The following is an 11690-nucleotide window of genomic DNA, read 5'->3' on the forward strand; positions in this document are numbered from 1 at the left end:
CATCCGCGACGAGCGAAGAGCACACGATGCCAGACCTCAGTGATGACAAGCCGCTGCTTGAGATACGTCAGGTGAGCAGACGCTTCGGTGCCTTGGTCGCTATCGACAATGTCTCGTTCTCAATTCGCAAGGATGAGATCTTCGGCATTGCCGGCCCGAACGGCAGCGGCAAGAGCACTCTCTTCAACGTCATCACCGGGATTCCATTTCCCCCAAGCGAAGGCGAGGTGCTCCTTTCCGGCAAGCCGATCCATCGGCTGAGCCCGCATCAGATCAGCCGCGCCGGCATCCTTCGCACCTTTCAAAAAGATGCAGAGTTTGCAACGCTGAGCGCGCGAGAGAACGTTTATGCAAGTGCCGCTTATTGCGCCCGAATGACCTCGGTGGAAGCGAGCGAGGCCGCCGAACAGGCGCTGGATGACGTATCGCTAGCGGTTGACCGACGGTCGAAAGCCGCCTCCGACCTCTCGGTCTTCGAGCGCAAGCAATTGATGATTGCGTCTGCAATCGCGGGGCGACCTAAGGTGCTTCTCCTCGATGAGCCTGCCGCCGGTCTCACCAGGCCCGAAATATCTGGCCTCTCCGACCTGATATTTACCGTGCACCGACGCGGCATCACGGTCGTGCTCATTGAACACGTCCTGCCGCTTCTCCTGAACGTGTCCGAACGCCTGATGATCCTCAATCACGGCGCCATCATCGCCTCGGGAAGTCCGGCTGAGGTGGTACGCAGCCCGCAGGTCGTCGAAGCCTATCTCGGCAAACGGGAGGCAAGACTTTGAGCAATACTACAAACGCGCTCGAAATTGCCGGCTTGCGCGCCGGTTACGATGACTGCGATGTGCTGCTCGGCATGAGTCTGCACGTCGGGTCGCAGGAGCGCGTCGGGCTCTTTGGACCCAACGGGCACGGCAAGACAACGCTTCTCAACACGATTTCTCGGGTGATCCGTCCGCGGGCGGGAGAGGTCCGCTTCATGGGCGAGCCAATCGACCAGCTCGAGCCCCAGAAGATCGTTGCCCGCGGCTTGATTCACGTGCCCCAGGCCAATCGCCTCTTTCCCGACATGCAGATCATGGAGACGCTCCAGCTTGCGGCCTTCACTCCGCGCGCGCGGGAGGAGCTGAAGACAAACCTCGATTATGTGCTCAACCTGTTTCCCCGGCTTGCCGAGCGCCGCCGGCAACAATGCAAGACGTTGTCAGGTGGCGAGCGCCAGATGCTATCGATCGGCGCAGGGCTCATGTGCGCGCCTCGCATGTTGATGCTGGACGAGCCGACACTCGGGTTGTCTCCGAAGCTCAAGGACGAGCTTGCCGGGGCAATCTCGGAAATATCGTCGCGGGGCATTCCGCTTCTTCTCGTCGAACAGGATATCGCATTCATCCTGTCCCTGGTCGACCGCATGTACCTCGTCGACCACGGCGAAATCAGCCGGGAGATCAACAGGAGCGGAGAGGTCGACCATCAGGAAATCATGGACATGTATTTCGGATCGGAGGGCGCATGATCACGAGCGACATCCTCAGCGCAATTCTCGTCAGCGGTATCGTGCTCGGCTCGGGCTATGCCTTGATGGCGAGCGGACTTTCCCTGGTATGGACCACGCTTGGCATCTTCAATTTCGCTCACGGTGTGCTGATGACACTCGGCGCCTACATCGCCTGGACCGTATCGGACGCGGCCGGGCTCAATTTCGGATTGGGTGCGGCAATCGCCATTTCCGCAGCGGTCATGATCGCAGTCGGCATTCTGATTGAGCGGATCATTGTTCGGCCGTTCTACGACCATCGCGATATCTTGCTCATCACTGTCATGACGACCCTTGCCGCAATGATATTCATGCAGAAGGGAATCCAGCTGATCTGGGGAGCAAGGCTCAAGCAGCTGCCTCCGCTCGCAACCGGCAACGTTCAAATCTGGCAAACGACGATTTCCGCGCAGGAGGCGCTCATCGTTGTCGTGGCGCCATTGTTGCTTGGTGCGCTTTGGCTTTTCCTCGATCGTTCGCGGACAGGACGCGGAATACGGGCAGTGGGCCAGAACCCGGACGCCGCCAGGCTGATCGGCATTGACGTCTCTCGTCTTTTTATCATTACGTTTGCCCTCTCGGCAGTCCTTGCCGGGCTAACAGGCGTGCTTCTCGGCTCGATCCGGCTGCTCACGCCGGAGTTCGGCGCCGAGCCGCTCGTCAAGGCATTGATCATCGTGATCTTTGGCGGGCTTGGCTCGTTGGGCGGGACGATTCTCGCTGCCTATCTGATGGGTATCCTCGAGGCGGCCCTTGTGTTTTTCGTAGGCATCTACTGGGCACCCTCAATGATTTTTCTCCTGCTCATCCTGGTGCTCCTCGTCCGGCCGCAAGGGCTCCTCGGAAAGGTGGTGCGCTGATGATAAGCCTCCACAACGCCAGCAACAGCAAGACGTGGATCCGCAACAGCAAGACGTGGCTGATTGGCGTGCTGCTGGTCGCAGGGCTCCTTGTGCCGATCCTCGTCCAGGACAGCTATCTGCGGCATCTTTTCATCATCTCCTTCGTCTACGGGATTGTCGCAGCGAGCTGGGATCTCAGCCTTGGCTATGCCGGCATCTTCAATTTTGCCCATGTCGCGTTTTTCGGCGTCGGTGTTTACGCGACAGGGCTGACCGCAAAGCTTCTCGGGATTGACCCGTGGGTTGCGATGCTCTTCGGTGGGTTTGCCGCGTCCGCTGCTGCTGCCATCGTGGCTCTCCCCGTCGTACGACTGCAGGGCGTCTATGTGGTGCTGGTCACGTTCGCTTTCAGCCAGCTTGTAATGCAACTTGTGATCAACCAGTCAAATCTGACCGGAGGAACGCAAGGCATGGTGCGCGTGCCGACAATATCGCTGCCGGGCTATAATTTCCTGCGCGACCACAAGCTCGGTTACTACTATGTCGCCTTTGCTCTGCTGGTCACCACGACCATTTGTCTGCGCTGGCTGGTCCGCTCCGATTTCGGCCTCTCGATCAGGGCCCTGCGCGACAACGACGACTACGCCGTCTCCCGCGGTATTCCGATTGCGTGGCAGCGCCTGAAAGCCCTCGTGGCAAGTGCATTCTTCACCGGGCTGGCAGGTGGATTCTACGTCATCTATCTGCGCGTTGCCTCGCCGGAGGTCTTCGACTTCTCGACCGTGTCGCTCATCTTGAGCATGGTGCTTCTCGGGGGCACCTCCAGTATCTACGGACCGCTATTTGCTGCGCTCTTCCTGACCTTCATCTCGGAAGGGCTCGCCAGCATCAACAACTTCGCCGAAGGCCGCTTCATGCTGGTTGCTCTGGCCATGATCGTCGTGCTCCTGTTCTTTCCGAAGGGGCTTGCCTCCGCAGTGCCTGCAAGTATCGCAAGGAATGCAAATCAAAAGCGATCGCGACAACCCCTGACGTCTTCGAAAGACGAGGCTCTAATGACTTCGACCGAAAAAGAGAACGAGGCTGGAGCTGCCAGTCCCTCGGGGGTCCATTGAACGTCTCTCCTGGTCCGTTTAACGGCCGAAGTTATATTCGGAGCGGAGCGGGGCAGGATTGGAGTCGCGGATCCGGAGAGGCCATTTGAATCGCGTGGGTGTCCCGGGATTGATCGAGGGCAGGTTAACGAGAATGTCGCCGGCCTTTTGCCCTGATGACCTCGTGGGGCAGCGCGATCGTGAGGCGCCGCCGTGCAGACCTTTGCAACCGGTGCCAACGCGACCGGTGGTTACACCGGTCGTGAGGGCAAAATTAGCTGCGCGCGTGTCCAGTATTTGAAGTCAGGAACGAGACATGGCGCGTTGTATGAACGCGAAGCCCGATCCATCCCGAAACTGGCTCATTTGCGCTTCTGTCCGCTGGCCGTGAGCTTGCACGGACCAGGGGACACGGCGGATCGGTGAGCCCTTCCGCGCGGCCTGCTCTGGCCGCGGTGATTGATGGCATGAACGACGCCCGGGGCTCGGCCGGCGGCGGTGGATGGTGTTCAGGACCTCGATCGATGTTGGGGCACTGAGCAGACCGGCCACCCCAATGAGATGTCCGAGATGGCTCTGGCGCACACCGTGTACGACGCGGTCGAGACAGCCTATCGCGGCGACAGGCTGGAGAAGCCCGGGCGCATGATAGCGGACTGGCGCCGTTCTGCGCCGACGGGCCGACTGAGACGGGTATTGGTGCCGTTGAGGACTTGAAGTAAATTAAAGGCATGGGTGGATAGGTCGCTGACGGAATATTCGCGCGGAGGTGTCCGGAGCCCTTGCATGGTACAATCGCAGCCGATGACCCGACTCCCGCAGAATCCGCCAGCTTGGTCGAAGATGCCGCCACAGGCGAGCGCCTGCTCATTTATGGAACCGACGAGGGTATTCGCGTCCCGGTGACATCGGCCGGATGCCGGGTGTCGTTTGCTCAAGCCGCACTCGTTCGCAAATGGGCGACCGAAATGCTGGTGGAATTTGCGACCAAGGAATTCGTGATCGACGCGAAATGGTCGAGCAGCCTGATCCGGCGTAAGCCGATAAGTCGTACCGGCTTGCATCTTCACGTTAGGAAGGTCTCGGAGCAGAGGATCTTCCAGCACCAATCGCCCCGTAAGACTTCCCTCCTAGTTGCAATCTTCACCAGCCGCATAGCAGCGCGCACCCGAGGGGCGTTCGTGCGGGGACCTTGTTCTCGCCAGAACTTTACGCCTTCACGCCTTCAGGGTCTCCCCCTCGCAGTTCTGGAGGGAGTATAGTGATATCAGGAAAGCAGGCCAATTTTGACCTGTCGCGATGAACTGATGTCAAACCGGTCTGAGGATCTCTTCCCGATAGATCTTTCGTAGAAGCGCCAACATGACATAAAAGGCCCGTATATCCTCCGGTGCCTGCGATCGCGACAGCAAGGTCGGTTTTTTTACCGTGCAAGATCAAGAGCCTCCTTCAGGATCTCGACCTCCATGGTCTTGCGGCCCAGCAGGCGTTCGAGGTCTCGAACCCGTTCCTCCAGCCGCCGGACCTCGGACGCGGCGACCACATTCTCGTCGGCCCGCACCGCTTCCTTGCCCCCTTCACTCATCAGCCGTCTCCATCGGAAGACCAGGCTCGGGGAGAGCCCATGGCGACGAGCAACATAGCTGATCGACATGCCCGGTTGCAGCGTCTCGTTGACGACCAAGAGCTTCTGCTCCGTCGTAAACCGCCGCCGCCGCCGGGCAACGCCGGTGATGACTTCCACCTTCGAAAACGTGTCGGACATAGGCGTATGCCTAGGGCTAGGCCTAGCTCCTCCGGCTAAGGCCGGTGTCCGGTCGAAACAGGGGGCAGTTCATCTCCATGAAGAACGTCTCCAACCAAAATCAACGCGCGGACCTATCGGTCCGCGCGTTGTCACGTCTTCCTTGACACGATGTTCTTACTGGTGCGTTCCGTAACGATTGCCTGTGGTCACGTTTCGATAGCTGCCGCCCTTGTGAGAGGATCCCAGGCCACCCGAATAGTGGCCCCCATGGCTAGATGTATGATGACCACCACCATAGGAGACGCGCCCGCCGCCTCCGTGTCCGCCTCTGGCATGGGCAATGGATATTGAGCAAAGGAGAACAAACGAAAGCAGTCCAATATTCTTCAACATAGTCTTCCCCTGAAGTTGCAAGTCGATCTCTTCCTGAGTTGCGCCGATATTGCAATGCGATTTTGGCACCCCCCGGACGGGAAAGGGCTTATGCCAAAGTTATACAACCTCCGATTGCCGCGCCCAAGAGCTGCCGATCTGGCTGCACCGATACAACTGGCGCCGGCGGCATGATGGTAAAATCACAAACGCCGATCAGCCGCCTCGGTCTGACCGAGGACAACCTCTTGAGGCTCCACAGCTAAGCCACGTTTGATTCCTGTTCGTCGCCTCCGATTTATCGCGCAACAGTGCAACGGATTCTTTTGCTTGGCCAGCGGCATACAAATAATTCCAGGTTGGTATAGATCGCTTTGAAATTGGTATTGGCCTCACCGGGGGCGCCTGCGGGACAACGGATGAAGCACTCAATGCATGGTGAAATCCAAGCCGTCGCGGGACTTGGCTCGCAAGACCGGCTGCGAAGGTCACCCCACCCACCTTTCTCGTTTAACACGGTCCCCCCATGAATTCGGTAGCTGAAGCCGCTAACGTGCGTTCACCACTTCCACGCAACGAGCCTGTGCGCGACTATGCTCCAAACAGCCCGGAGCGATCGGCACTAAAAGCTGCGTTGGCGCAAATGAGCAGAGAGCGTGTCGACCTGCCGCTTATTATCAACGGTGCTGACCAACGGACGGGCCGTTGTGAGACGGCTGTGATGCCTCATAGGCACGGTCATGTTCTCGGTGATGCACATCTGGCCTCCCAGAGCGAGGTGAACGCTGCCATAGATGCTGCCGCCCGGGCATGGCACGACTGGTCGAAATGGCCTTGGACAGACCGCGCGTCAATCTTCTTGAAAGCTGCCGAGATGCTCTCGGGCCCATGGCGCGACCGTCTGAATGCTGCGACCATGCTCGGTCAGTCCAAGACGGTTCACCAGGCCGAGATCGATTCTGCGGCAGAATTAATTGATTTCTGGCGGTTCAACGTCGAGTTCACGAGACGCCTTTACGAGGACCAGCCCATTTCGGCTCCCGGCGTCTGGAACCGCAGTGATTACAGGCCGCTAGAGGGTTTTGTGCTTGCGATCACGCCTTTCAACTTCACCGCGATTGCCGGTAACTTGCCGACCGCGCCGGCATTGATGGGCAATACGGTTGTTTGGAAGCCGGCAGCAACTGCAAAATATTCTGCGCAACTCATCATGCAGCTCCTCCAGGAGGCGGGGCTTCCAGATGGCGTCATCAATCTCGTTTATGGAGACGGCGCGGAAGTCGCCGAGATCGCACTCGCCGATCGTCGCCTCGCCGGTGTTCATTTCACCGGATCAACGCAGGTCTTCAATTCGATTGTCCGCACGGTTGGATCGAATGTCGACCGGTATCATAATTACCCAAGGCTGGTGGGGGAGACCGGGGGAAAGAACTTCATTCTGGCTCACGGGAGCGCTGACGTTGCCGCATTGGCTACAGCAATCATCCGCGGCGGATATGAATATCAGGGGCAGAAGTGTTCCGCGGCATCTCGGATCTTCGTACCCGCCTCCCTGTGGCCGTCACTGAAGACGGTTTTGTGCGATGAAATTGCGACCATCAAAGTGGGCGATGTTGCCGACTTCGGCAACTTTATGGGCGCCGTTATCGATGAAAAGGCATGGCGCAAGCACATGCGGATTTTCGAGGAAGTAAAATCCTCCAACGCGACAATCCTCACCGGAGGACGTGGTGACGACAAGACCGGCTACTTTGTTGCACCGACGCTGATCGAAACGGACGATCTGGAATCGCGACTGCTTCGTGAGGAGTTTTTCGGACCAATCGTCGCGGCCTACGTCTATCGCGACAGCGAGTTTGAATCTGTTTTGGAGAAGATAGATCAATCGAGTGCTTACGGACTCACAGGCGCGATATTTTCGACCGATCGTCGCATCATCGGTCGCGCATTGAATGGTCTGCGCTCTTCCGCCGGAAACTTCTATATCAATGACAAGCCAACCGGTGCGATCGTTGGCCAACAGCCATTCGGCGGAGCAAGAATGTCAGGCACCAACGACAAAGCTGGGTCGATCTGGAATCTGATCCGGTGGGCGTCGCCACGAACTATCAAGGAAGCGTTCGTCCCGCCGAAAGACTATCGCTACCCTTACCTCTCCAGCGGGTGGGCGGACGATTGAGCGTTTGAACTGTCGCTTTATGTATCTCTCATCGAGACGTGTCAGCTCGTAAAGAGCTGCTTGGATTCAGGTCGCTTCTTATAGCCGTTTGGCGTTGTTCGTCGTATTTTTCCTCCCGCGACGGACATCACTGGCCGCCCCGTCAGGGGCGGCTTTTTTCTCTCCCGGTCGCCCCCCGATCTGCTCGCAATTGGCTTGAACTAATCGCGAGTGTTCGTCCGCGGCACGCCCTGGTCTTGCCGGAAGCCGCGTCGGTACATGCTGGTGTCTCAAGTTCAGACTGAGTATGGTTTGTAGCCTTTCGCTCGACAGTGGCTGCGATCGGCTTGCCTGATTGAAGCCCCGATTGGGGCCGAGTCACTCCGCCAGGAGTTGGTAATGCTTCATTCCCGTTGGCTCTGACGTTAACAGGGCCGGCGTGCATCGTTTCCGATCTGGTGTCGATGCGTCCGAAATTGGTATTGGCTTCCCAGTTCACCCACAATTACCAGGACCGATCACAAGCCTTCAATTGGAGATCGTGTAACCGAGCGAGAGGCTCGAAGGTTGCGCTGGCTAGCGGACTCTGAGCGCGTGTCTCGCCATCGCTGTGAGTCGCGTAAGCACCATCATCCACCCTGATTCGTTTCTTCGAGCAATCTCAAGGACTCGGGTGCAACGATCGACAAGACGTGTGGCCAAAGCCGAAAGACTGATACGCTGCAAAGTGAATGCTGCCAGGTGCGCTTCGATACCTTGATCGAGGCACTCAGGAGATAAACGTGAGCGTCAGAACTTCCGCCGGATTCTTCGTACGACCATTCAAAAGACTTTCCGCCTTCGATCCTCATCAGGTGGAGAGATCGGATACGATCAGGGACAAATTGGAAGTCTCGCCGAAGATTACTGAGCCGCTCGTCGAAGCTTGGGAGTCCCTTAACCGAGTGGGCGTACGGGGGGCAGCCAGTGTATTATAGGCCCTATACCGCGCGTGCTAATACGCGGTTCTTTGTCAAGAATACGATATTGGGGCGTCTTTCTCTTCAAGACCTCGCGGCAATAGGGGAGTTCCTAGAACCCATCGTCCTGAAAGAGCGTATGGTTCTGCAGGAGCCAAAGAGGCATCTTGATCACGTCTATTTTGTAGAATCGGGTCTTGTCTCGCTGAGAATAGTTGCGGCGGGAAGCATCCTAGAAACGGCAGTCATAGGATATCAGGGCGCAGTCGGTGCGTCGTTCCTGTTAGGAGGACATCTGCCGACTCATCAGTCCGTTGTGCTCATTCCTGGAAACGCGCACAGGATCCGTGTCGAGGATCTGCGTCGGATCATGAACGAGAGCCCCGATATCAGGGAACGTCTGTTTCGATACGTTCAAGCTCTGAGCGTGCATTGTGCTCAGTCAGGCCTATGCGGCGTTCGGCACGCTCGTGAAAAGCGCCTCGCATCCTGGCTCTGTTTGGCCAGTGATGCTGTTGGCGCCAATGTCCTTCCCGTTACTCATGATTACCTTTCATCAGTTCTGGGGTTGCGCCGTGCGGGGGTAACGGAGACGCTGAACCAGTTCGAAGAACAGCAATTGATTCGCAAGACGCGCGGCGTTTTGCAGATCGAGGCGCGCAACTTCCTCGCGCAAAAGGCATGTAGCTGTTACCGACTCATTTCAGGCACTTACGCCGCGCCCGAGTCGGTGGCACCGGCGAGCTAGCAAAGCTGCCTGGTCGTCTGGTTCGTCGCAGAAGTCATTCTCAAAAGGTTCAACGGCGGATTCGTAGTCCAGAGTGACCTGCGCAGTTCGCTGTGTGCGCGTGAACATTCTCAGGCAGTTGGCCTCGGTCAATTAGCTCGATCAACGTACGAAACGTACTCCTCTGGGAACGGATAGTACGAAGCGTACTCTTGTGAAACGAATAGAACACGCTTGCTAAGGGCTCGCGCGTGTTGGTTCGATGCGTACAGACTTTGCGCGCCGATTGTGAACGCAATCGGTCTACATCAATGTGCGAGCGGCGGAATGATCCGCATCGCGACGTCCGCTGGTTCACTCTATCAGTTGGCGTTCGAGGAGAGCCCTGCAGGTCGACAATGAATGGGGGCAAAGGTGGTTGGTCTCTTCCGTGGAGAGCCTGCCTTTGAGCTAAAAGCAATTCGGAGAACTCTTATGACGACAGTGAAGAGCCTACTGCTCGGTTCGGCGGCAGGTCTGATCGCTGTAGGCGGAGCGCGGGCCGCGGATTTGCCTGTCAAGGCCAAGGCGGTGGAGTACGTGAAGATCTGCTCGCTGTATGGCGCCGGCTTCTACTACATTCCCGGTACTGACACTTGCATCAAGCTTGGTGGTTACCTCCGTGCAGAGGTCGCGCTGGGTACGAATAGCGTCTATGACGCTGCGAACGGCAGTGTGGCAGGCGCGAAAAATCGGCTGAGCAACTACTACACGGCTCGTTCCCGTGAGGATCTGACTATCGATACCCGCACTGCGACCGAGTATGGCGTGGTCCGCACATTCTTCGATGCAACCTTCACCTGGACCTCGGGTGGCTATACGGGAGCCGGCACAACTGCCGTCAACGGTTCGACGACCTATACCGGGGCGAGCGGTTCTGGCGCGATCGCCGGTGGGTCGCTCGGTGTCTATTACGCCTTCATCCAGTTCGCTGGTTTTACGCTGGGTAAAGCTATCTCGCAGTTCTCTGCTCCCTGGACCAACTATCCAGGTAACAACTTCGATGGTCTGCCCGGCGGCGGTGGCACGGTCACCGGTGTGAACCAGTTCACCTATACTGCTGACTTCGGTCAGGGCATCACCGCGGCCTTCTCGGCGCAGGATCAGGTGGCCTACTACACCAGCAACATTTCGAATGTGAGCGGCGCGACGGTCGCTGGACTCGCGACCGGAGCTTATGGTGCCAGCGACATCGGCGGTTCACGTTCTCCGGACCTCGTGGCCATGGTTCGCGTCGATCAGGCCTGGGGTCTCGTCCAGGCGTCCGTTGCCGCGCACGACAACCACGCTGGTTACTACGGTGCGGACGAGACCACGGGCCACCCGGGCGACAAGTGGGGCTGGGCTGCTCAGTTGGCCTTGTCGATCAAGAACATCCCCACTGGCGCGGGTGACACGATCAACGTGTCAGGTGTGTACACGAACGGTGCAAGCCGTTACAATTTTCAGGACCTGATGGCGAGCACTTACGCGATCTACGGCGGTACCGGTCTGGCAGGTGCTTACCAAAGCGTTGGCCTCGGTGGTCTGTCCGACTCTGTGTTCGTGACTGGCGCCGGTCAGGAGTTGACCACGACCTATGGGTTCCGTGGTGCTTACACCCACAACTGGGATCCTTACTGGAACACGGCGATCTACGGTGCATGGGCTGCTGTGCGGTATAACAACACGGCGAAGGGCTACCTCTGCGGTGCGTTCGTTACCGGCCTCGCCCTTTCGAGCGGTGTTGCCGGCTGCAGCCCCGACTTCAACTATTCGGTTGTCGGTGTGATCACACGCTGGACGCCCGTCAAGAACCTGACCTTCTCGGCCGACCTAGCCTACACGATGCTTGACCAGAAGTACGCAAGCGGAAGCACGGTCACGCTGCCGCTGCAGTCGACGATTGCCAAGCCAGGCACTGCGTATGAGCTGAAGGACCAGGGCAGCCTGACGCTGCTGCTCCGCGCCCAGCGCAACTGGTGAATCACTGTCAAACCAGCGGAAGGAGACAAAGAGCGACTTCATGGATCTAAGTTAACCTCCAAGAAGGCCTCCGGCATGCCCGCCGGAGGCCTTTTAGAGTCCCGCTCTGACTTTCGATCGAGGGTGATAGCAGTTCGGGGGCACGGGATGTGCGGGACCAGAGTCGTGAGCTGCCGTCGACATTGTTTCTCGACCAGGCCCCAGCTCCAGCGGGAGACAGGGTGTGCGGTTCACACCGCAAAGAATCGGCTATTCG

Annotated in this window: 7 protein-coding genes and 2 pseudogenes; 8 read left to right on the forward strand and 1 reads right to left on the reverse strand. The window is 58.2% G+C overall.

Annotated features, from left to right (window positions below):
• The first annotated feature begins 26 nt into the window (after positions 1-26).
• Genes XI06_RS17010 through XI06_RS17025 form a run of 4 tightly spaced genes read left to right on the forward strand, consistent with a single transcriptional unit; the run spans position 27 to position 3488 of the window.
• Positions 27-782, forward strand: a complete 756-nt coding sequence (locus XI06_RS17010) for an ABC transporter ATP-binding protein (protein ID WP_271605948.1) — start codon at positions 27-29, stop codon at positions 780-782.
• Positions 779-1510 (forward strand): ABC transporter ATP-binding protein, encoded by a 732-nt coding sequence (locus XI06_RS17015; RefSeq protein ID WP_271605949.1) that lies wholly within the window; start codon positions 779-781, stop codon positions 1508-1510. Before XI06_RS17010 ends, XI06_RS17015 begins: the two co-directional genes overlap by 4 nt.
• The gene (locus XI06_RS17020; protein ID WP_271605950.1) at positions 1507-2391 is read left to right on the forward strand and encodes a branched-chain amino acid ABC transporter permease; all 885 of its coding nucleotides are present in this window, start codon (positions 1507-1509) and stop codon (positions 2389-2391) included. Before XI06_RS17015 ends, XI06_RS17020 begins: the two co-directional genes overlap by 4 nt.
• The gene (locus XI06_RS17025) at positions 2391-3488 is read left to right on the forward strand and encodes a branched-chain amino acid ABC transporter permease (protein ID WP_271605951.1); all 1098 of its coding nucleotides are present in this window, start codon (positions 2391-2393) and stop codon (positions 3486-3488) included. Before XI06_RS17020 ends, XI06_RS17025 begins: the two co-directional genes overlap by 1 nt.
• A gap of 1362 nt (positions 3489-4850) precedes the next feature.
• On the opposite strand, the pseudogene XI06_RS17030 reads toward XI06_RS17025, so the two are convergent.
• Positions 4851-5232, reverse strand: a pseudogene (locus XI06_RS17030) (transposase); the annotation flags it as partial.
• A gap of 469 nt (positions 5233-5701) precedes the next feature.
• Between XI06_RS17030 and XI06_RS17035 the strand changes: the two are divergent.
• The 4 genes and pseudogenes from XI06_RS17035 to XI06_RS17050 all read left to right on the forward strand — a co-directional run.
• Positions 5702-5852, forward strand: a pseudogene (locus tag XI06_RS17035) (IS481 family transposase); the annotation flags it as partial.
• Positions 5853-6112: 260 nt separating this feature from the next.
• On the forward strand, positions 6113-7765 hold the full coding sequence (pruA, locus tag XI06_RS17040; protein WP_271605952.1) for an L-glutamate gamma-semialdehyde dehydrogenase: 1653 nt from the start codon (positions 6113-6115) through the stop codon (positions 7763-7765).
• Between the two features lie 1308 nt (positions 7766-9073).
• Positions 9074-9451, forward strand: a complete 378-nt coding sequence (locus XI06_RS17045; RefSeq protein WP_271605953.1) for a Crp/Fnr family transcriptional regulator — start codon at positions 9074-9076, stop codon at positions 9449-9451.
• 453 nt (positions 9452-9904) lie between these two features.
• Positions 9905-11434 carry a porin gene (locus XI06_RS17050; RefSeq protein WP_271605954.1) on the forward strand — a complete coding sequence of 510 codons (1530 nt, stop codon included), beginning with the start codon at positions 9905-9907 and terminating at the stop codon, positions 11432-11434.
• The last annotated feature ends 256 nt before the right edge of the window (positions 11435-11690 follow it).

Origin of the sequence: Bradyrhizobium sp. CCBAU 11434 (assembly GCF_028128895.1) — a bacterium.
GTDB lineage: Bacteria > Pseudomonadota > Alphaproteobacteria > Rhizobiales > Xanthobacteraceae > Bradyrhizobium > Bradyrhizobium zhengyangense.